This is a genomic window from Kitasatospora sp. NPDC034035, from assembly GCF_055575755.1.
Map to the genome: position 1 here is coordinate 211,925 of NZ_JBVISA010000006.1, position 19,811 is coordinate 231,735.

A 19,811-nucleotide genomic window follows, 5' to 3' on the forward strand; every position below is an offset into this window, starting at 1 on the left:
GCCGGTCGGCGCGGGGCGCCGGCGGCCGAGCACGATGCGGAGCAGAACGTGGCACAGCCATCCGGGGAGATCCGGCAGGAGGCCGCCCGCACCCGCGGCGGCGAACTGGTCTCCGGCGCCCTGCTGGTGGGAGTCGGCGCCCCGGACGGCTCCGAGGCCCGGCCCTGCCCCGAGGAGTGGCGGCCCCGCCCGCGCCGGATCGAGCGCAGCGAGCCCGCCCGCGGCCCGGTCGGCGGCGTCGGCCGCGCGGTCGGCCCGCTCGCACTCGGCGCCGGACCCGCCGACCTGCCGCTGCTGGACCGCGAGGCGGACATCGCCGAGCTGCTCGGGCTGCTCGCCGAGGGCCGCTCGATACGCCTGGTCGGCCAGGCCGGCTCCGGTCGCAGCGCACTGCTGTCGGCCGTCGCCGAGGCCGCCGCCGACCTCGCCCCCGGCGGTGTCGTCCAGCTCTGCGGCCACCGCCGTACCGTCGCCGACCTGCTCCAGGACCTCTTCGCGGCCACCCACCAGGCCCCCGGCTACCGGCCCGATCCCGGCGGGCTGGCCGCCCACCTCGCCGAGGTCGGCGCCGTCGTGGTGATCGACACCGCCGAGCTCTCCGGCGACGAGCTGGAGCACCTGCTCGCCGTCGCCCCCGGCTGCGCCTTCCTGGTCTCGGTCGCCCCGGACAGCCCGCCGCTGTCGGCCGGCTCCCGGATGCAGGACCACCTCGTCGCCGGGCTCTCCCGCGCCGCCTGCCTCGCCCTCACCGCCCGGCTCGCCGGGCGGCCGCTGGACGTCGCCGAGAAGGCCTGGGCGGTGGACCTCTGGTTCGAGTCCGAGGGCCTGCCGCTGCGCTTCGTCCAGGCCGCCGCGCTGCTGCGCCAGCGGGACGTCTCGGTGGACGCGCTGGTCGCCGCCGAGGACGACCGGATGGACGTCTTCGGCGCCGTCGAGGGGCCCGTCCGCGACCCCGACCCGGCGATCCGCGAGAACGCCCTGCGCCGCACCGTCCCGCTGCCCTCGGTCGCCGAGACCGCCTCGCCCGCCGTCCGGCTCGCCGAGGGGCTGAGCGAGCCCGCGCAGGCCGTGCTGCGGCTCGCCGTCGCCCTCGGCGGGGAATGCCCCACCGCGCCGCACCTGCCCGCGCTGATCGACGTCGGCCTGGGCGAGGCCGCCCTCGCCGAACTCGCCGACGCCGGATTGGCGGTGTCCATCGGCGGGCACCACCGACTGACCGCCGGCGCGCTCGACCTGCTCCTCCCGCACTGGCCGGCGCTCGGCTGCGTGGACGGCGCCGCCCAGCACTTCGCCTGGTGGGTCGGGCACAGCTCGGTGACGCTGGACCAGATCGCCGCCGAGGCCGAGGTGCTGATCGGCGTCCTGCTCGCCGACCGGGCCGCCGGACGCCACGACGCGGTGGTCCGGCTCGCCCGGGCGGCGGCGCCCGCGCTGGCGCTGGCGCTGCGCTGGGGGGCCTGGGAACGGGTGCTGCAGCTCGGCCTGGAGGCGGCCCGCCGGGCCGGCTCGGCGAGCGACCAGGCCTGGTTCCACCACGAGTCGGGTGTGCACGCGATCTGCGTCCAGCAGCCGTCCCGGGCCGTAGCGGAGCTGGAGACCGCGCTCACCCTGCGGGTGTCCGCGGGGGAGCAGCGCGGGGTGGCCTCCGCGCGCCGGATGCTCGACCTGCTGCGCGCCGACGGGCGGCAGCTGCCGGCCGCCACGCCCACGGGGCCCGGTCGCGCGCCGGTCATCCGCAAGATCGCCGCCCGGGTGCCGGCCCGGTTGAAGTCCAGCAAGCGGCGGCGGGTGGCCGTGGTCACCACGGTCGTGCTGACCCTGGGAGTGCTCGGGACGGCGGTGGCGATGAGCCTCACCGGGCCGGACGAGCACACGTCGAAGGACCCGCACAGCGGTCGGCTGGACGAGGGCGGCGGCGCCCAGGACGCGCCGTTCCCGCAGCCCTCCGGCAGCGCCTCCCCGAGTGCGGTCGCAACCGCGCCGGGCGGCCCGGCGACGCAGAGCGGCAGCCCGGAGCCGACGGCGAGCGGCAGCGCCTCGCGCTCGGCGAGCGCCTCGCCGACGAAGAAGCCGAGCTCCTCGCCGGGGGCGACCGGGTCGCAGGCCCCGCAGCCGCCGCAGCCGCCCGTACCGGGACAGCCGCAGCCGCCGGCGCCGCAGCCCCAGCCGCCCACGCCTCAGCCGACGTCGCCCAAGCCGACCGGCAGCACGCCCACGCCGACCCCGAGCGCCACGCCGACCGCGACGGCCACCCCCACCGGGGTGCCCAGCCCGTCGGCTTCGACGTCGTCGGGCTGACCGGTCAGAACAGCTTGAGCTTGTCGTCGTCGATGCCGCGCAGTTCGTCGTAGTCCAGCACCACGCAGCCGATGCCGCGGTCGGTGGCCAGCACGCGGGCCTGCGGCTTGATCTCCTGCGCGGCGAAGACGCCCTTGACCGGGGACAACAGCGGGTCCCGGTTGAGGAGTTCGAGGTAGCGGGTGAGTTGCTCGACGCCGTCGATCTCGCCGCGGCGCTTGATCTCGACGGCCACCGTGGCGCCGTCGGCGTCGCGGCAGAGGATGTCGACCGGGCCGATCGCGGTCGGGTACTCGCGGCGGATCAGCGACCAGCCGGCACCGAGCACCTCCATCCGGTCCGCGAGCAGCTCCTGGAGGTGTGCTTCGACGCCGTCCTTGATCAGGCCGGGGTCCACCCCCAGCTCGTGGGACGAGTCGTGCAGCACCTCCTCCAGCGTGATGATGAGCTTCTCGCCGGCCTTGTTCTCCACCGTCCAGACCCCGTCGGCCTCCTTGAGGGCGCACGGCGGGGACATCCAGTTGAGCGGCTTGTAGGCGCGGTCGTCGGCGTGGATGCTGACGCTGCCGTCGGCCTTGACCAGGATGAGCCTGGTGGCGGAGGGCAGATGGGCGGAGAGCCGACCGGCATAGTCGACTGAGCAGCGGGCAATTACGAGACGCACGGTCGACCACGCTAGCCCACCGGGGCCAGTTGATGCGATTCCGCGACGACGGGGTGAAGAAAGCGCGAACCCCGCGAACATTGAGGTTCGGCAATTCCGCTCCCGCTCGTCGCGGTCTGGCGCCCATCCCATCTGGTCGCTACGGTGTGTGACGGCACGCTCGCGGGATCGCTGTCAACGGGGATGGAGACTTCAGATGAACGATCCGACAGGATCCGGCCAATCTGGTGCACCGCAGCGTATTTCCGAAGCAATCCGCAGGAATGACCGGCCTGCCCCGTCGTTGACTGCCACGCTGTTCTGAGCGCGGTCGGTGTTCGGGGCGTCACGTCCCGTGCCGCCACCGCTGGTCGCGAAGGTGCCGGCAACCCCCGTCCCACGGTGTTCCGGACACCACACGCGATTTCGCTCACCCTCACCTGAGCTTGGACTACGCACGACCACCCGGGCGCCGCGCGGGTGGACCGCGAGAGGAGAATCCATGTCGCTCGACGTCTCACCGGCCCTGCTGGAGAAGGCCGAGCGGGGCGAGGTCGACGAGCGGGAATTCGTCGACTGCGTCCGCGTCTCCCTGCCGTACGCCTGGGACCTGATCAGCTCGCTGGTCGCCCAGGCGAAGGTCGACGGCACCGACTTCGCCGACAACCACGTACCGCCGCCCAGCGAGCAGGCCCGTGGCCAGCTGCTGCGCGCCTTGGCCAGCGACGCCATCCGGGGCGCCCTGCAGCGCCACTTCGGTGTACGGCTGGGCTTCCAGAACTGTCACCGGGTGGCCGTGTTCCTGCCCTCGGATGCCAACGAGGCGCGGTTCACGCGCTTCACCTCCGTCCGGGAGCAGCTGCTCAACCAGTCCGAGGAACTGCGGGACTGCTGAGTGGCGGTACCGCCGCCGCGGCGCCGGCCGCCCCCGTCCTCCGCATCGGAGGGCGGAGGCGGTCGGCGCCGCGGCGGCGCGGGGCCGGTCGGTGACGGGCCCCTTTTCGACGGGCCCCTTTTCGGCGGGCCCGCTTTCGGCGGGTCCTCAGCCCAGCTGCGGCAGCACCTCGGAGCCGAGCCGGGCGATGTTGTGCAGGGTCGCCTCGTGGTCGCCGCTGCCCTCGGCGAGCAGGGCGAACCGGCGGATGCCGGTCCGCTCGGCGGTGGCCAGCAGCCGGTCGGCGCACTGCCGCGGGGTGCCCACCGCGTGCAGGTCGCAGAGGAGTTCGGTGTACTCGCGCGGGTCGCGCATCTTGCGCTCGCGGCCGTCCACCGTGCGGTGGGCGCCGAGCCCGTACTCGAACCAGCCGGGCATCGAGCCCAGCAGGGTGGACCGGGCCGCCGCGGCGCGGTCGTCGACCTGGGCCACCCCGGCCGCCACGTGCGCGCGGCCGACCCGGCGCAGCTGCTCCTCGCTGCGCCCGGCGGCCAGCCAGGCGGTGCGGTACAGCTCCAGCATCCGCAGCTTGTCGTCGTCCCCGGAGTGCATGCCGAGCAGCATCGGCAGGCCGCGCTCGGCGGCCAGCTTCACCCCGCCCGGCGAGGTGCAGGCGACCACCACCGGCGGTCCGGCCACCGGCCGCCCGGTGGCGGTGAGTTCCTCGCCGAGGCCCTCGGCGTCCTGGCGCTGGCGCGGGAAGCGCACCGGGCCGGACTGCTCGTCGAAGCCGAGCCAGCTGCTCAGACCGGGCCGCCGCAGCGGTTCGGTGGCCCGCGGCACCACCGCCACCTCCGGGAAGGCGAACTGCGGGCCGTCCGCGCCCACCCGGGAGCCGCGCAGCCAGCGCAGCAGCAGGTCCAGCCGCTCCGGGAAGCCGTTCTCGAAGGCGCCCACGCCGTCGCCGAAGATGTCCAGGTCGATCCACGGCCCGCCGCGGCCGACCCCGAGCGTGAAGCGCCCGCCGGAGGTGAGGTGCAGCAGCGCGGTCTGCTCGCCGAGCGCCACCGGGTGGCGGGTGGACAGCACGCTGACCGCCGTGCCGACGCCGATCCGGCGGGTGCGGCCGAGCAGTAGGGCGGCCAGCGTCGCGGCGTCCGGGCAGACCCCGTACGGGACGAAGTGGTGCTCGGCCAGCCAGACGCTGTCCAGGCCCGCCCGCTCGGCCTCGACGGCGGACCGGACGGTGCGCTCCAGCGCCTCGCCGTGGCTCTGCCCGGGGAACTGGGCGGACAGCATGAACAGCCCGACCCGCACCGGCGCGGTGTTCGCCGGCAGCGCCCCCGCGCGCTGCGTGGTGGGCAGCGGCTCGCCCGCGACGGCCGTCACCGGGGGGACGGCGGTCAGCGTCGGGCTGGGGGCGGGCGGCCGGGCCCCGACGGGTCGGCGGGTCTCGGCACGGGCATCGGTCTTGGTCATCCTTGGGCCTCCTCGGGTGCGCGCAGGGTCTGCGGGCCCCGCCTGTTCCCCTTGTGGGTATCCGATGTCATGTGCCAATGGCACGCTGAACCCCGAATTTCCCCGATGATCGGGTGGATCTCGGCAAAAACACCGGAGCGTCGGGCGAGCCCGTGATAGAGGCCGTTCAGAAGGTCGGCCGGCCGTAGGCTTGAACGGCCCAGAGCCCCCGGAAGAGAGGCAGTCCACCGTGTCGCCGCGCCGCAACCGGATCAAGAGCGCCGCCCCCCGCGAGAGCGCCGCCCCGCGCGAGAGTGCCGGGCCGACCGCCCCGCTCGGTGGATCGCTGCGCCGTACCGAGAGCTACCAGGGCGACGACTGGGTGGTCCAGACGGTCGCGGGCACGGCGGGGCGGCCCTACCGCTGCCCGGGCTGCGACCAGGAGATCCCGGCGGGGGTGGGCCACGTGGTGGCCTGGCCGATGCACGGCGCCGGGGTGGACGACCGGCGGCACTGGCACCGCGCGTGCTGGGGAGCGCGGGAGCGCCGGGCCTCCAACATCCTGCGAGGCCGCGGCGCTCCGCGGTACTGAGGGCCCTTCGCGGGGGCCGGGCGGGCCGAACCGCCTTACGCGTCGCGCTTCTTGAACACCAGCATGCCGCCGACCAGGGCCGCGGCGGTCCAGGCGAGGCAGATGGCGAAGCCGGCCCACGGCCCGTACGGCTGGCCGTGCTGCTCGTACACCAGCAGCATCCGCGAGCCCGCGTAGTCGGGGAAGTAGTGGGCCAGGGTCTTGACCTTCGGCACTGCCGAGAGGATCGGCGAGAGCAGGAAGAAGAACGGGACCAGCACGCCCAGTGCGAGCGTCTGGTTGTGCAGCATCGTGGTGACGCCCGCCGAGAACAGGCAGAGCATCGTCAGGTACAGCGCGGCGCCGAACACCGCGCGCAGCACGTGCGGTTCGCCGAGCGTGGTGGAGTGCGAGCCGAGCAGTGCCTGGCCGACGAAGAAGGTGACGAAGGCCGTCACCAGGGAGACCGCCAGGGCGAGCGCGCCGAGCACCGCCGCCTTGCCGCCGAGCAGGGTGGCGCGCTGCGGGACGGCGGCCAGGGTGACCCGGATCATGCCGCTGCTGTACTCGTTGCCGATCGCCAGCACGCCGAAGACGATGATGGCCAGCTCGCCGAGCATGATGCCGGCGAAGGCCGTCCCGGTGGCGTCGAACGGGGACTGCTCGTTGCGGCGGAACTCGGTGAAGTTGTTGTTGGTGAGCAGGGACAGCAGCGCGCCGATGCCGACGGTGACGACGAAGGCCAGCGCGAGCGTCCAGACCGTCGAGCGGACGCTGCGGATCTTCGTCCACTCGGAGCGCAGGATCGCCGGGAAGGACGTCATCTCAGTTCTCCTCCTGCCGTGCCGCGGCGGTCTGCCGGGCGCCGTCCGCCTTCCAGCCGGCGCCCCAGGCGCCGGGTGCGCCGGCCGCGTCCCGGCCCGGTCCGTCGCCCGCGTGGTACTCCACCGAGTCGGCCGTCATCTGCATGAACGCCTCCTCCAACGAGGCCTGCTGCGGGCTGAGTTCGTGCAGCACGACGCCGTGTGCCGCGGCCAGTTCGCCGAGCCGGGCGAGGTCGCCGTCGACCACCTCGTAGGAGCCGTCCGGGCCCGGTTCGTGCCGCAGGCCGGCGTCGGCCAGCACGTCGAGCAGCCGCTCGGGTTCGGGGCTGCGCAGCCGTACGGCGGAGCGGGAGTTGTGCCGGATGAACTCCGGCATCGGCATGTCGGCGAGCAGCCGGCCCTTGCCGATGACCACCAGGTGGTCGGCGGTGACGGCCATCTCGCTCATCAGGTGGGAGGAGACGAAGACCGTCCGGCCCTCGGTGGCGAGGCGCTTCATCAGGTTGCGGATCCAGAGGATGCCCTCCGGGTCCAGGCCGTTGACCGGCTCGTCGAACATGACGATCTCCGGGTCGCCGAGCAGCGCGGAGGCGATGCCCAGGCGCTGGCCCATGCCGAGGGAGAAGCCGCGGGCCCGCTTGCGGGCGACCGGGGTGAGGCCGACCAGGGCGAGCACCTCGTCCACCCGTCGCTCCGGGATCCGGTTGCTCTGGGCGAGCCAGAGCAGGTGGTCGCGGGCGGTGCGGCCGGGGTGGACGGCCTTGGCCTCCAGCAGTGCGCCGATGTACTTGAGCGGCTCGCTGAGCTGTCCGTAGCGCTTGCCGTCGATGGTGACCCGGCCGCCGGTCGGGCGGTCGAGGTCGAGGATCATGCGCATGGTGGTGGACTTGCCCGCGCCGTTCGGGCCGAGGAAGCCGGTCACCACGCCCTGGGGGACCGTGAAGCTGAGCCGGTCCACCGCGAGCGTCTTGCCGTAACGTTTCGTCAGGTCGTGCAACTCGATCATTCGCGCTCCCTTACTCTCTGTCAGGCTAGGACAAAGCGGATATCGCGGCCCGCTGAGTGGGCCCGCCGGGCGCACCGGAATACGGTGGGCCCATGACCGAGCTCCCCTCCGCAGTGTCCGTCCGCGAGAGCGGTACCGGAACACCCCTCGTGCTGCTGCACGCCTTTCCGTTGAACGCCTCGATGTGGTCGTCCCAGCTGGACGCGCTGCCCGGCCTGACCGGGGACGGAGCCCGGGTGCTCGCCCCCGACCAGAGAGGGTTCGGCGGCACCGAGCTGGGCGTCGACGAGCCCTCGCTGGACCGGGTCGCGGACGACCTCGCACTGCTGCTGGACGCCGCCGGGATCGAGCGCGCGGTGGTCGGCGGGCTCTCCATGGGCGGCTACGTGGCGCTGGCCTTCGCCCGCCGCCACCCCGGGCGGCTGTCCGGCCTGCTGCTGGCCAACACCCGCGCCACTGCCGACACCGACGCGGTACGGGCCAACCGGGAGCGGATCGCCGCCGCCGTCACCGCGCGGGACAGCGTGCGGCTGCTGCTGGACGAGCAGGTCGCGGCCGGGCAGCTCGGGCCCGACTCGCAGCACCTCGTGGAGCGGGTGGAGACGATGGTCGCCGCCGCCTCGCCGGCCGCCGTGGCCTGGGCCCAGCGGGCCATGGCGGCCCGTACGGACGCCCGGGACGTACTGGCCGGGCTGCGGGTGCCGGTGGCGGTCGTGGCGGGCGCCCAGGACCCCCTGGTGGCGCCGGAGGAGGCCGAACTGATGGTCCGGGCCCGCCCGGACGCCGAGCTGACCGTCATCCCCGGGGTGGGCCACCTGAGCGCCCTGGAGGCGCCCGACGCCTTCGACACCGCCGTCCGCGCCCTGCTCGCCCGGGTGGCCGCCGGATGAGCCAGGAGAGCCGGGACGCGGCGGCCTGGGACTTCTCGGCGCTGGAGGTCAGCGGTCGGATGCCCGTGACCAACCGGAGCGAGGGGCTGGTCGAGCTGACCCTGGAACCGCTCGGCGAGGACTACTGGATGCGCCCGGGGGAGACCTTCATCGTCACCTCCTACGGCGACTACGGGTCCGGCCACCCCTTCGAGGTGCAGTACTGGCCCGACTCGGTGTCGGTCTGGTGTACCTCCTGGTTCGGCACCGTCTCCGACGACGAGGGCAACCAGCTCAGCAGCGGGTACCAGCGGCCGGACGGCGCCTACCCCCGGTAGAAGACCCCCGAGATGATGACGGGGCGACAGCCGACAGGCCCTCACCCGGGCGGGTGAGGGCCTGCGGTACGGCGGGGTACGGCGGGGTGCGGCGGGGGAGCCGGCGTCAGCGCGACTGCTGGGCGGGCACGCCCATGGTGTCGTCGTTCGGCAGCGAGGCGGCGGCCACGGCCGCGCCGGTCAGCGTCGCCAGCATCTCGCGGACGTTGGTCAGCTGGGCGTTGATGCTGTCGCGGCGGTTGGTGAGCGCCGCCAGCTCGCGCTCGGATTCGCTGCGGATGCGGTCGGCCTTGGCGTTGGCGTCCGCCACGATGTCCTCGGACTGGCGCTGGGCCGTCTCGACGGTCTGGCGGGCCCGGCGCTCGGCGTCGGTGCGCAGCTTCTCGGCCTCCAGGCGCAGCTGCTCGGCCCGGTGCTCGATCTCGGCCAGACGCTTCTCGGCCTTGGCCTGACGGGCGGCCAGGTCGCGCTCGGACTGCTCGCGGCGCTTGGCCAGGTTGGTCTCGAACTCCAGCGCGGCCTGGGCGGCCTTGGTGCGGGTCTCCTCGAAGAGGGCGTCCGCCTCCTCGCGCTTGTTCTGGGCGTCCTTGTTGGCCTCGGCGCGCAGCTGGGCGGAGTCGCTCTTGGCCTTGTCGACGATCCGCAGACCCTCGTCCTCGGCCTTGGCCTTGCGGTCCTTGGCGTAGTTCTCGGCCTCGGTGCGGACCTGCTGGGCGGCGGCCTCGGCGAGCTCGCGGTGCTGCTCGGCGGCGCGGTGCGCCTCGTCGCGCAGGTCCTTGGCCTCCTCCTCGGCGAGCCGCAGGATCTTCTCGACGCGGGCGCCGAGACCGGCGTACGAGGGCTCCTGCTCGACGACCGCCGCCTGGGCGGTCTGCGTCTCCAGGTGGAGCTCCTCGATGCGCTTCTCCAGCGCACTGATCCGGGTCAAGGCACTGTCACGGTCGGCCACCAGCTTGGTGATCCGCTCGTCGACCTGGGCACGCTCGTACCCACGGCGCACCAGGTCGAAGCCGTGAGGGGAGTGACTGTCGCTCATGGGGTTCTGGGCTTCCTGTCGTCAAACCGCTGAGGTGGTTGAGGGAATCCTGACACGGTACCGGAGTGTCGACGGCGAAATGCCGTTCTCTCGCGGACAATGTCCGCTCAATCGGGTGGCGCGTTCTTGGAACGATTGCCACCCGAACGGGGGGAGCCGACTCCGGCACCGGCCTTGGCACCCCCGTCCTTCTTGGTGTTGCTTCCCCCGTTGGCCTGGGCGACCGGTGACGGTGCCTCGAAAGCCTCCAGCGCGGACAGCACGTCCTGCACCCTGGAGATCTCGGTGTTGATGTCCTTGCGGCGGCGCACCAGCTCGTCCAGCTCGCGCCGGCCCTCGTCGGTGACCCGCTTCGCCTCCGCCTTCGCCTCGGCGAGCATCCGCTCCGCCTCCGCCCTCGCCAGCTCGACCTGCTCGTCCGCGGCCTCGTCGGCCTCCCGCAGACGCTTCTCCGCCTCGGCCGCCGCCCGGTCCAGCTGCTCCTCGGCCTCGGCCTCGGCCGACCGCAGCTTCGCCTCCGCCTTCTCGATGAGCGCCTCGGCGCGGTCGGTGGAGTTGGCGAGCTTGGTCTCCGCCTCCTTGAGCAGGCCCTCGGCCTTGCGGACCGCCGACAGACGGACCTTGCTGGCCTCGGCAGAGGCCTCCGAGGTGAGCTCGCCCGCGCGGTCCTCGGCGGCCGCGACCAGCGCCGCGGCGCGGTCCTCGGCCTCGGCGACGGTGGCCACCGCCTGCTCCTCGGCCTCGGTCAGCTGCTCCTGCGCGGCCGTCACCAGCGCGTCCACCCGCTCGCCGGCCGACTTCATGGCCGCCGCGTTCTCCTTGCGGGCACGCTCGTGCAGCGCCTCCACCTCGGCGTCGGTGCGCTCGCGCAGCTCCTCGGCGCGCTCGCGGATCGCGGTGGCGTCCCGGCGGGCCTCGGCGAGCAGCGTGTCCGCGTCGGAGCGGCCCTTCTCGACCTCGGCCTGGCCGGCCGCCTCGCCGGCGAGGACCAGCCGGTCGGCCTCCTTGCGGGCGGCGGCGACCATCGCGTCCGCCTGCTCCTCGGCGGCGGCGGTGGTGGCCAGCGCGGTGGTCTGGGCGTCCTCGCCGAGCGCCTCGGCGTCGGCGAAGGCCTTCTCCAGGACCGACTTGGCGTGCTCGCGGGTGGCCTTGTCGAACTGCTCGGCGGCCTCCCGGGTCTCCGCGTCGTACGCGTCGGCCCGGGCGTGGGCGGCGCTGTCGTACTCGTCGGCCAGCGTGCGGGTGGCGAGGGCGTACTCCTCGGCCTCGGCGCGCAGCCCGGCTGCCAGCTCCTCGGCGTCGGCGACCGTCCGGGCGCCCTGGGCCTCGGCCTCGGCCACGGTCCGGGCGGCCTGCGCCTCGGCGTCGGCGCGCAGCTGCTCGGCGGCCTCCCGGGCGGCGCGCAGCTCGGCCTCGGCGTCCGCGCGCAGGTGCTCGTCGTAGGCCTGGGCCTCGGCGCGCTGCCGGCCGAGCTCGGCCTCGACGGCCTCGCGTTCGGCGGCCAGCTCCAGCTCGGTCCGCTCGCGCAGCGCGGTGGCGTACTGCTCGGCGTCCGCGCGCTGCTCGCTGGTCTCCCGGTCGGCGAGCTCGCGCTGCTCGGCGGTCTCGCGCTCGGCGAGCTCGCGGACCTCGGTGGCGTACTGCTCGGCGTCCGCGCGCTGCTCGGCGGTCTCCCGGTCGGCCAGTTCGCGCTGCTCGGCGGTTTCGCGCTCGGCGGTCTCGCGCAGCTCGGTGGCGTACTGCTCGGCGGCCTCGCGGACCTCGGCGGCCTCCTGCCCGGCGGCGGCCTTGAGCGCGGCGATCTGCTCGGCGGCGGCCTCGTGCATGCCGGCCACCGACTGGCGGACCTCGGCGGCCTCCTCCTCGGCGACGGCGACCAGTTCGGCGCCCTCGGCCTTCGCGGCGGCGATCAGCTCCGCACGGTCGGCCTTGGCCTGCTCCAGCTCGGCCGAGGCCTCGGCGCGGATGCCGTCGGCGGTGGCGCGGGCCTCGGACAGCTCGCGGCCGGCCTCGGCCCGGACGGTCCCGGCCTGCTCGTTGGCCAGCGCCAGTTCGGCGGCGGCCTTCTCGCGGACGGCCTTGGCGTCCTTGGCGGCATCCGCCCGGCGCTGCTCGGCGGTGGCCTCGGCGCGCGCCAGCAGCTCGTCGGCGGCCTCGCGGACGTCGGTGGCGTACGCCTCGGCGGCCGTGCGGATCTCGGCGGTCTCGGTGGTGGTGCGTTCGGTGAGGTCGGTGGCGTGCTGTTCGGCCTCGGTGCGGACGCGGTCGGCGTAGGCCTCGGCGCTCTCGCGCTGCTGGGTGGTCTCGTGCCGGGCGAGGGCGCGCAGTTCGCCGGCGGCCTGCTCGGCCTCCGCCCGCACCTGCGCGGCGTAGGTGTCGGCGGCCGTGCGGATCTCGGCGGTCTCGGTGGCGGTGCGTTCGGTGAGGTCGGTGGCGTGCTGTTCGGCCTCGGTGCGGACGCGGTCGGCGTAGGCCTCGGCGCTCTCGCGCTGCTGGGTGGTCTCGTGCCGGGCGAGGGCGCGCAGTTCGCCGGCGGCCTGCTCGGCCTCCGCCCGCACCTGCGCGGCGTGGGCGTCGGCGACCTCGCGGACCTCGGCGGCGGCCTGCTCGGCCTGCGTGCGGGCGGTCTTGGCGGCGGCCAGCTGGTCGGCGGTCTCCTCGCGCTCGCGGCGCAGCCCGGTGGCCGCCTCCTCGTGCTCGCGGCGGCTCTCCTCGCGCAGCGCGTTCGCGGCGGCCTCGGCCTCGGCCCGGGTGCGGGCGGCCTCGGTGTCGGCCTCGGTGCGCACCCGCTCGGCGTCGGCCACCGCGGCGTCCCGCGCCGCGTTCGCCTCGGCCTGCGCCTCGGCGGTCACGGCTTCCGCGGCGGCGTTCGCCTCGGCCCGTACCCGCTGGTCGAACTCGCTTGCCTCGCGCCGGAGTTCGGCGGTCTCGCGCTCGGCGGCGGTGCGGTTCTCGGCGGCCGCGGCCTTGGCGGCGGAGAGTGCGTCCTGACCCTGCTGCTCGGCGGTGGCGGTGATCTTCCCGGCCTCGGCGCGGGCCCGGGCCAGGGTCTGCTCGGCCCGGCCCTGGGTCTCGGCAGCCTGCTCCTGGGCCTGCTCGCGCAGCCGCTCGATCTCGCCCGCCGCGCCCGCGCGCAGCTCGTCCGCGTCGGCCTTGGCCCTGGTGAGCAGTTCCTCGGCGTTCTTCGCCGACTCCTCGATCTGCAGCACCGCCTGCCGGCGGGCCTCGCTGCGGACCCGGTCCGCCTCGGCGGCGGCCTGGGCGCGCAGCTCCTCGGCCTCGGCACGCAGCCGGGCCGCCTCGTCCTGCATCTGCTCGATCCGCTCGCGGATCGCGGCGGCGTCGTCCAGAGCGGCGTTCTGGGCCTGCTCGACGGCGGCCTGGGCCTGCTCGCGCAGGCGCTGCGCCTCGGCGGCGGCCTCGGTGCGGATCCGCTCGGCCTCGGTGGCGGCCTCGCTCCGGGCGGTCTCGGCGTCGTGGTTGGCCCGGCCGAGCACCTCCTCGGCGGTCTTGGCGGCCTTGGCGAGGTGGACGGTGGCGTCCTTGGCGCCGGCCGCCCGGCCCTCCTCCTCGGCCTCGCTGCGCAGACGCTGGGCCTCGGACTCGGCCTGCGCCCGCAGGTCGGCCACGTCCCGCTCGGCCCGGGCGCGCATGTCGGCGATCGCGGCCTCGGCCTCGGCGCGCAGCTCGGCGGCGACCGACTCGGCGGTGGCCCGCAGGCGCTCGCTCTCCTCGGAGGCGGCGGCCTTGGCGGCGTCGGCCTCGGCCTGCCGGGTGGCGGCCGTGGTCCGTACGGTCTCGGCCTCGGCGCGGATCGCGTCGGCTTCCTTCGTGGCCTGGGCCACCATCCGGGCCACCTCGGCCCGGGCGGTCTGCGAGCGCTGCTCGTTGGCGGCCTCACCGTCGGCGACCTTGCGGACGGCGGCGGCCTCGGCGTCGGCCTGGAGCTGCTCGGCGGCCTGCTCGGCCTGGGCGCGCAGCGCGGCGGCCTCGTGGCGGGTGCGCTCCGCCTCGGCGATCGCCTCGGCGCGCAGCCGCTCTATCTCGGCCTTGGCGGCGCCGAGCTGCTGCTCGGCCCGGGCCTGTTCGGCGGCGGCCTGCTCCTTGAGCCGGCCGATCTCGCCCTGTGCGACGGCCAGCTGCTGCTCGGCCGCGGCATGGGCGGCGGCCAGCTCCTGCTGGGCCTGGCCGCGGGCGGCGTCCACGTCCGCGGCGGCCTGGGCGCCGGCCTGCTGGGCCTGCTCGGAGGCGGCACGCAGCAGGCGTTCGGCGTCGGTCTGGGCCCGCTGGAGGGCGGCCTCGGCGGCGGCGTGGGCCTCGCCGCGGGCGGCGTCCACATCGGCGGCGGTCTGGGCGCGGGCCTGGTCGGACAGGGCGACGGCCTCCGCGCGGGCGGCGGCGACCATCCGCTCGGCCTCGACGCGGGCCTCCTGGAGGAGGCGCTGGGCCTCCTGCTCGGAGCCGGCCCGGGTCTGCTCGGCCCAGCCGTTGACGTGCTGCTCGGCGGAGCGGCGCAGCTCGGCGAGCTCGTCCTCCAGCTGGCGGCGGCGGGCGGTGAGCTCGGCCTCCAGACGGGCGGTGCGCTCGGCGGCCTCGGCCATGATCCGCTGGGTCGCGGCCTGGGAGTCGCGCAGCTGACGCTCGGCGTCGGCGCGCAGCTGCTGGGCCTGCATCTCGGCGGTGCGGAGCATCTGCTCGGCCTGGCCGGAGACGGCGTCGAAGGCGCGCGGCTGGGCGAGCATGCGACGGGACTCGTGCAGCTTCGCCCGGAGCACCTCCACCTGGTAGGCGAGGTCTTCGGCATGCTCGGCTGCCTTGTCCCGCTCCTTCCGAGTCCGACCCATCTCGGCCTCGAACTGGGAGAGGTGATCGTCAGCCTCGTAGCGGTCGTTGCCCCGCACTCCGCGGTCCCATCCATCTCCTGGTCGCGTCCTCGACCCGGCCGGTCCGGGGCGCCCGTTTCCGGGGTGCCGGTCCGACTGGTCCTTGCATCCGCGGCAGGTGGACGACCCCTCGCCAATCCGGGGCCGCCCGCCGCGGTCGTCGGAGTCCGGGGCGCGGAAGCGCGGCGGTGCCGCGTTCCCCCGTCCGAGTGGACTCCTGGGCGAACTCTTGCCTTGTGGAGAATGGTGACAGATCCGTCTTGCGACTGTTCAGCCGTGCCCGCGTAATGGACTCCCCTTGCGACGGGCCGACCGCTGGAGGGCGAACGGGCCTGTCTTCGGCCGTGCCCGTCGCCTCCGTCCCCCGGAGTCGTCGCGCACCTGGGCATTGTAGTGGGCGCGCACGGCGGGGGAACGGCCGCATGGGGGTTTTCCGGCTGTTCCGGCCAGGTTACTGACGGGTCATGACCGTAAGGCCCGTCGGATGCCGCCCGGGCGCGCGACACCCTGGGGGCACTCCGGTGGACGATCAGTGCTCCTCGTCGGCGCTCTCGGCGCCCTGGGCGCTGTGGGCGTTCTGCGCGGACGTGACCAGCTCGGTCAGCACGCCGCCGCAGTCCTTCGGGTGCAGGAAGGTGATCCGCGAGCCCATCGAGCCGATCCGCGGCTCGTCGTAGAGGACCCGGACACCCTTGCCGCGGATGGCCTCGGCGTCGCCGTCCACGTCGGCGGTGCCGAAGGCGATGTGGTGCACGCCCTCGCCGTTCTTCTCCAGCCACTTGGCGACGGTGGAGTCGGGCCGGGTGGGCTCCAGCAGCTGGAGGTAGGAGGCGCCGCCGTCGTCGGTCCCGTTGATCCTGAGCATGGCCTCGCGGACGCCCTGCTCCTCGTTGACCTCGGAGTGGAAGACCTCGAAGCCGTAGGTGGCGCGGTAGAACTCGACCGTCTTGTCGAGGTCTCGGCAGGCGATGCCGATGTGGTCGATTCGGGTCAGCACGGCAACCTCCGGGTGGTTGGGGACAAGGGTGGCACCAAGTGCAGCGCATGGCCCGCGGCGGACGCCAGCGTCGGACGTGCGAGCCTGCTCACACGCTGCGGGGTTCACCCGGACCGCATCGGCACGGTGTTGACTGGAGGGTGCCAGTGCGCTCGATCACACCGTCGCTCCGGTGACGGGCGGGTAACAGGTCAGTACATTGAGCGCATCCTCACCTGGCCACGACGTGCGAAGGGGCCCGTCCCATGACCAACACCACCTCTGTGATCGTTGCCGGTGCACGGACCCCGATGGGGCGCCTGCTCGGATCCCTCAAGGGCTTCTCCGGCGCCGAGCTCGGCGGCGTCGCCATCAAGGCCGCCCTGGAACGGTCCGGCATCACGGGGGACCAGGTCCAGTACGTGATCATGGGCCAGGTGCTGCAGGCCGGCGCGGGCCAGATCCCGGCCCGCCAGGCCGCCGTCAAGGCCGGCATCCCGATGAACGTGCCCGCCCTGACCATCAACAAGGTCTGCCTCTCCGGCCTGGACGCCATCGCGCTGGCCGACCAGCTGATCCGCGCCGGCGAGTTCGACATCGTCGTGGCCGGTGGCCAGGAGTCGATGACCAACGCCCCGCACCTGCTGCCCAAGTCCCGCGAGGGCTTCAAGTACGGCGCGATCGAGATGCTGGACGCCATGGCGTACGACGGCCTCACCGACGCCTACGAGAACATCCCGATGGGCGAGTCCACCGAGAAGCACAACACCCGCCTGGGCATCCCGCGCGACGTGCAGGACCAGATCGCGGCCGCTTCCCACCAGCGGGCCGCCAAGGCGCAGGCCGACGGCGTCTTCGACGCCGAGATCGCCCCGGTCGCCATCCCGCAGCGCAAGGGCGAGCCGGTCCTGTTCACCCAGGACGAGGGCATCCGCGCGGACACCACCGTCGAGGGCCTGGCCAAGCTGCGCCCGGCCTTCACCAAGGACGGCACGATCACCGCCGGCACCTCCTCGCAGATCTCCGACGGCGCCGCCGCGGTGGTCGTGATGAGCAAGGCCAAGGCCGAGGAGCTGGGCCTGACCTGGATCGCCGAGATCGGCGCGCACGGCAACGTGGCCGGCCCGGACAACTCGCTGCAGTCGCAGCCGTCCAACGCGATCAAGCACGCGCTGGCCAAGGAGGGCCTGGAGGTCGCCGACCTCGACCTGATCGAGATCAACGAGGCGTTCGCGGCCGTCGCGTACCAGTCGACCAAGGACCTGGGCGTCTCCTCGGACATCGTCAACGTCAACGGCGGCGCCATCGCGCTCGGCCACCCGATCGGCATGTCCGGCGCCCGCGTGGTGCTCAGCCTGGCGCTGGAGCTGCAGCGCCGCGGCGGCGGGGTCGGCGCGGCCGCGCTGTGCGGCGGCGGCGGTCAGGGCGACGCGCTCATCGTGCGCGTCCCGAAGGCCTGATCAGCTGATCTGAACTTCGGGGCTGCGGACCGCCACAAGCGGTCCGCAGCCCCTTCGGCATCCGCATCCGCGCTAGGAGCTCCTGATGATCGATGTCGCCACGCTGGTCGAGCAGGCCCGGCAGGGCCGGCCGCGGGCCGTCGCCCGGCTGATCACGCTGGTCGAGAACGCCGCCCCGCAGCTACGGGAGGCCATGGCCGCGCTCGCGCCGTACACCGGCCAGGCCTACACCGTCGGCCTGACCGGCTCGCCGGGAGTCGGCAAGTCCACCTCCACCTCGGCGCTGGTCTCCGCCTACCGGCGGCTCGGCAAGCGGGTCGGCGTCCTGGCCGTCGACCCGTCCTCGCCGTTCTCCGGCGGCGCGCTCCTGGGCGACCGGGTCCGGATGCAGGACCACGCCACCGACCCCGAGGTGTTCATCCGCTCGATGGCCACCCGCGGCCACCTCGGCGGGCTCTCCTGGACGGCCCCGCAGGCGCTGCGAGTACTCGATGCGGCCGGCTGTGAGGTCATCCTCGTCGAGACCGTCGGGGTCGGGCAGTCCGAGGTCGAGATCGCCGCCCAAGCCGACACCACCGTGGTGCTCCTCGCCCCCGGAATGGGCGACGGCATCCAGGCCGCCAAGGCCGGGATCCTGGAGATCGGCGACGTCTTCGTCGTCAACAAGGCCGACCGGGACGGCGCCGACGCCACCGCCCGGGAACTCAACCACATGCTGGGCCTCGGCGAGGCCCGCGAGGCGGGCGACTGGCGCCCGCCGATCGTGAAGACCGTCGCCGCCCGCGGCGAGGGCGTGGACGAGGTGGTCGAGGCGCTCGAGAAGCACCGCGCCTGGCTCGAGGAACACGGCGAACTCGCGGTCCGGCGCCGCCGCCGGGCCGCCGAGGAGATCGAGGCCATCGCCCTGGCCGAACTGCGCGCCCGCATCGGCGACCTGCGCGGAGACCGACACCTGGCCGCCCTGGCCGAACGCGTCGCCAACGGCGAACTGGACCCGTACGGCGCAGCCGACGAACTCGTCGCGGGCCTGACCACGAGCTGAGCCGGTCCTTTCGCCGCGGTTTCACGTCGCCGCCCCGCCGGACGGGTCCGGCGGGGCGGCGGGGCGGCTGTGGAGCCTACGGGCGGCCGCGGAGGCCGCGGAGGTGTTCGGCGATGGGGGCGAGGGCCGCGAACATGGCGTCCAGCTGGTCCGGGGTGAAGCGGTCGATGAAGTGGGCCCGGACGCTGCGTACGTGGTCCGGGGCGACGCGCTGCATGGTTTCCCAGCCCTGCTCGGTGAGGTGGGCGTAGAGGCCGCGGCGGTCGCCGGGGCACTCCTGGCGGAGGACCAGGCCGGCGTTCTCCATGCGGGTGATCTGGTGGGAGAGGCGGCTCTTCGACTGCAGTGTGGCGGTCGCGAGGTCGGTCATCCGCATGCGGCGGTCGGGGGCCTCGGAGAGCACGACCAGGATCTCGTAGTCGTTGATCGCCAGGTTGTGGGGCTGGAGTTCGCGGCTGAGCTGGTAGTCGAGCAGCTTGGCGACCTCCAGATGGGCGCGCCACATCCGCTGCTCCCTGGCGGTCAGCCAGGGAGTCTCCTCCTCGGGCTGCGACGGAGGGTTGTCCGCAGTGTCGATTGTGTGCGTATCCATGGGATCCAGCATAGCCGATTTAGTTCAATCTTGTACAAGTTTACAGGCCGAAACGCCGACCGAGGTCGCCCAGGTTACCCAGACCCGGCATGTTGGGGTTGCCGCCGCCGTGGCCGGCCGTGCCCGGCTGGGACGGCACCCCGCCGACCGGGACGCCCGCCTCGGCGCCGACGTGGCCGACCGCCCGATCCGCCATCAGTTTCTCGCTGGACTGCAGCAGTACCTGCCCGGCGCCGATGAACTCGAACTGGTGCTCCTCGCCGGAGGCGCCGCCGATGCCGGTCAGCCGCCGGATGCCGCCGATCAGTCCGTGCATGTAGTCGTGGTCGTAGTGGTGGCACGGCGCCGGGCAGTCCGCCCAGCCGACCAGGGCCTGCGGGTCCACCCGGATCGGCGGCTCGACGAAGTGCACCGGCCCGTTGGAGGCGGCGACGAAGCGGCCGGTGCCGAGCAGGGTCAGGAAGCCCGGGATGATCGACTGCTTGAGCCGCAGCGTCGGGTCGAAGGCGAGCAGGTTGCCGGAGCGGACGGTCAGGTTGCCGTCCTCCAGGTCGTACGAATTGAGGTCGAACGCCCGGTCGGCCAGCAGCAGCTTGCCGCGGCCCTCGGCGACCACCCAGTCCGACGCGTGCATCGGCGAGTTGAAGTGCTGCCCGAGCATCCGGTCGACCATTCCGGCGCCGACGCCCTTGAAGGTGATGTCGCCGTAGTAGGCGATCATCTTGCCCTTCTGCAGGAAGTAGGACCCGTTCAGCTCAACCGAGAAGGCGTACGGGTTGACGTTGTCGTTGACCGGCAGGCTGTACACGTCGTGCACCACCGGGCCGGCGCCGCCCTGGGTGGTCGGCAGCGGGGCGATCGGGCCGCCGAACTGCTCCTGGGCGTACGGCTGTTGGGGCGGCTGCGGGGGCTGGTTCGGCTGCCCGGGCGGGGGCGTCGGG

Annotated in this window: 16 protein-coding genes; 7 read left to right on the forward strand and 9 right to left on the reverse strand. The window is 74.1% G+C overall.

Annotation, left to right across the window (positions count from 1 at the left end):
• Positions 1–48: 48 nt before the first annotated feature.
• Positions 49–2,298, forward strand: coding sequence for an ATP-binding protein (locus ACZ52J_RS11240; RefSeq protein WP_465617646.1), 2,250 nt, complete (start codon positions 49–51; stop codon positions 2,296–2,298).
• A gap of 4 nt (positions 2,299–2,302) precedes the next feature.
• Here the strand turns inward: ACZ52J_RS11240 and nucS are convergent, their stop codons facing one another.
• The gene (gene nucS, locus ACZ52J_RS11245) at positions 2,303–2,962 is read right to left on the reverse strand and encodes an endonuclease NucS (RefSeq protein ID WP_360498647.1); all 660 of its coding nucleotides are present in this window, start codon (positions 2,960–2,962) and stop codon (positions 2,303–2,305) included.
• A 481-nt stretch (positions 2,963–3,443) separates the two neighbouring features.
• Between nucS and ACZ52J_RS11250 the strand changes: the two genes are divergently transcribed.
• On the forward strand, positions 3,444–3,836 hold the full coding sequence (locus ACZ52J_RS11250) for an SCO5389 family protein (RefSeq protein ID WP_360498649.1): 393 nt from the start codon (positions 3,444–3,446) through the stop codon (positions 3,834–3,836).
• Positions 3,837–3,983: 147 nt separating this feature from the next.
• On the opposite strand, the gene ACZ52J_RS11255 is transcribed toward ACZ52J_RS11250, so the two are convergent.
• On the reverse strand, positions 3,984–5,132 hold the full coding sequence (locus ACZ52J_RS11255; RefSeq protein ID WP_465617783.1) for an LLM class flavin-dependent oxidoreductase: 1,149 nt from the start codon (positions 5,130–5,132) through the stop codon (positions 3,984–3,986).
• 391 nt (positions 5,133–5,523) lie between these two features.
• On the opposite strand from ACZ52J_RS11255, the gene ACZ52J_RS11260 reads away from it, so the two are divergent.
• Entirely contained in the window at positions 5,524–5,865 is a 342-nt protein-coding gene (locus ACZ52J_RS11260) for an ATP/GTP-binding protein (RefSeq protein ID WP_360498651.1), read from the forward strand.
• A 35-nt stretch (positions 5,866–5,900) separates the two neighbouring features.
• On the opposite strand, the gene ACZ52J_RS11265 is transcribed toward ACZ52J_RS11260, so the two are convergent.
• Both ACZ52J_RS11265 and ACZ52J_RS11270 read right to left on the reverse strand, forming a co-directional pair.
• A complete protein-coding gene (locus tag ACZ52J_RS11265) occupies positions 5,901–6,668 on the reverse strand; it encodes an ABC transporter permease subunit (protein WP_465617649.1) in 768 nt (255 codons plus the stop codon).
• Between the two features lies 1 nt (position 6,669).
• Complete coding sequence (locus ACZ52J_RS11270; protein WP_465617651.1) at positions 6,670–7,674, reverse strand: ABC transporter ATP-binding protein; 1,005 nt, start codon at positions 7,672–7,674, stop codon at positions 6,670–6,672.
• A gap of 92 nt (positions 7,675–7,766) precedes the next feature.
• Between ACZ52J_RS11270 and ACZ52J_RS11275 the strand changes: the two genes are divergently transcribed.
• Together ACZ52J_RS11275 and ACZ52J_RS11280 are read left to right on the forward strand one after the other, a co-directional pair.
• Complete coding sequence (locus ACZ52J_RS11275; RefSeq protein ID WP_465617652.1) at positions 7,767–8,564, forward strand: alpha/beta fold hydrolase; 798 nt, start codon at positions 7,767–7,769, stop codon at positions 8,562–8,564.
• A complete protein-coding gene (locus ACZ52J_RS11280; protein WP_360498659.1) occupies positions 8,561–8,881 on the forward strand; it encodes a hypothetical protein in 321 nt (106 codons plus the stop codon). Before ACZ52J_RS11275 ends, ACZ52J_RS11280 begins: the two co-directional genes overlap by 4 nt.
• Before the next feature lie 106 nt (positions 8,882–8,987).
• On the opposite strand, the gene ACZ52J_RS11285 is transcribed toward ACZ52J_RS11280, so the two are convergent.
• The 3 genes from ACZ52J_RS11285 to mce all read right to left on the reverse strand — a co-directional run bounded on the left by ACZ52J_RS11285 (position 8,988) and on the right by mce (position 15,797).
• Positions 8,988–9,917, reverse strand: a complete 930-nt coding sequence (locus ACZ52J_RS11285; protein ID WP_189915750.1) for a coiled-coil domain-containing protein — start codon at positions 9,915–9,917, stop codon at positions 8,988–8,990.
• A 107-nt stretch (positions 9,918–10,024) separates the two neighbouring features.
• Positions 10,025–14,818, reverse strand: a complete 4,794-nt coding sequence (locus tag ACZ52J_RS11290) for a hypothetical protein (RefSeq protein WP_465617654.1) — start codon at positions 14,816–14,818, stop codon at positions 10,025–10,027.
• A 511-nt stretch (positions 14,819–15,329) separates the two neighbouring features.
• A complete protein-coding gene (gene mce / locus ACZ52J_RS11295) occupies positions 15,330–15,797 on the reverse strand; it encodes a methylmalonyl-CoA epimerase (RefSeq protein WP_360498661.1) in 468 nt (155 codons plus the stop codon).
• A 245-nt stretch (positions 15,798–16,042) separates the two neighbouring features.
• Between mce and ACZ52J_RS11300 the strand changes: the two genes are divergently transcribed.
• Complete coding sequence (locus tag ACZ52J_RS11300) at positions 16,043–17,236, forward strand: acetyl-CoA C-acetyltransferase (protein ID WP_465617655.1); 1,194 nt, start codon at positions 16,043–16,045, stop codon at positions 17,234–17,236.
• Between the two features lie 85 nt (positions 17,237–17,321).
• Positions 17,322–18,278 (forward strand): methylmalonyl Co-A mutase-associated GTPase MeaB, encoded by a 957-nt coding sequence (gene meaB, locus ACZ52J_RS11305; protein ID WP_465617657.1) that lies wholly within the window; start codon positions 17,322–17,324, stop codon positions 18,276–18,278.
• A 76-nt stretch (positions 18,279–18,354) separates the two neighbouring features.
• Here the strand turns inward: meaB and ACZ52J_RS11310 are convergent, their stop codons facing one another.
• Positions 18,355–18,870 (reverse strand): MarR family winged helix-turn-helix transcriptional regulator, encoded by a 516-nt coding sequence (locus ACZ52J_RS11310; RefSeq protein ID WP_360498667.1) that lies wholly within the window; start codon positions 18,868–18,870, stop codon positions 18,355–18,357.
• Positions 18,871–18,910: 40 nt separating this feature from the next.
• A complete protein-coding gene (locus ACZ52J_RS11315; protein WP_360498813.1) occupies positions 18,911–19,720 on the reverse strand; it encodes an AIM24 family protein in 810 nt (269 codons plus the stop codon).
• Positions 19,721–19,811: the final 91 nt, after the last annotated feature.

Coding starts and splice junctions, on each gene's coding strand:
- ACZ52J_RS11265 (WP_465617649.1), bottom strand. CDS start 6,668: ATGACGTCCTTCCCGGCGATCCTGCGCTCCGAGTGGACGAAGATCCGC.
- ACZ52J_RS11300 (WP_465617655.1), top strand. CDS start 16,043: ATGACCAACACCACCTCTGTGATCGTTGCCGGTGCACGGACCCCGATG.
- meaB (WP_465617657.1), top strand. CDS start 17,322: ATGATCGATGTCGCCACGCTGGTCGAGCAGGCCCGGCAGGGCCGGCCG.
- ACZ52J_RS11250 (WP_360498649.1), top strand. CDS start 3,444: ATGTCGCTCGACGTCTCACCGGCCCTGCTGGAGAAGGCCGAGCGGGGC.
- ACZ52J_RS11285 (WP_189915750.1), bottom strand. CDS start 9,917: ATGAGCGACAGTCACTCCCCTCACGGCTTCGACCTGGTGCGCCGTGGG.
- ACZ52J_RS11280 (WP_360498659.1), top strand. CDS start 8,561: ATGAGCCAGGAGAGCCGGGACGCGGCGGCCTGGGACTTCTCGGCGCTG.
- ACZ52J_RS11270 (WP_465617651.1), bottom strand. CDS start 7,674: ATGATCGAGTTGCACGACCTGACGAAACGTTACGGCAAGACGCTCGCG.
- ACZ52J_RS11310 (WP_360498667.1), bottom strand. CDS start 18,870: ATGGATACGCACACAATCGACACTGCGGACAACCCTCCGTCGCAGCCC.
- ACZ52J_RS11275 (WP_465617652.1), top strand. CDS start 7,767: ATGACCGAGCTCCCCTCCGCAGTGTCCGTCCGCGAGAGCGGTACCGGA.